The organism is Microvirga antarctica (assembly GCF_017921815.1).
In the GTDB taxonomy this organism is placed as follows: domain Bacteria; phylum Pseudomonadota; class Alphaproteobacteria; order Rhizobiales; family Beijerinckiaceae; genus Microvirga; species Microvirga antarctica.
This window is the reverse complement of the sequence record NZ_JAGEMM010000094.1, coordinates 1-289: the sequence shown is the minus strand read 5'-3', so window position 1 is coordinate 289 and position 289 is coordinate 1. Positions and strand designations below refer to the sequence as shown.

Here is a 289-nt window from a genome sequence, read left to right as displayed (position 1 = left end):
TCGCTCATTCGCGAGGCGCAGAGCTACTTACAGAGTAAATAAGCGTATGACTCGTTTGTCAGAAATACTTGACCAGATGACCACCGTCCTGAATGACCTGAAGACGGTGATGGACGCCGAGCAACAACAGCTTTCCGTAGGCCAGATTAACGGCAGCCAGCTACAGCGTATTACAGAAGAAAAAAGCTCGTTGCTGGCGACGCTGGATTATCTGGAACAACAGCGCCGTCTGGAGCAGAACGCGCAGCGTAGCGCAAACGATGACATTGCAGAGCGCTGGCAGGCGATT

General features: G+C 52.6%; 1 protein-coding gene. It reads left to right on the top strand.

The window, feature by feature from the left end; translation table 11 throughout:
- Positions 1-76 precede the first annotated feature (76 nt).
- Positions 77-289, top strand: a 213-nt coding sequence (locus tag J4G32_RS21005) for a hypothetical protein (RefSeq protein ID WP_210497631.1), incomplete at its 3' end; no start/stop codon positions are given.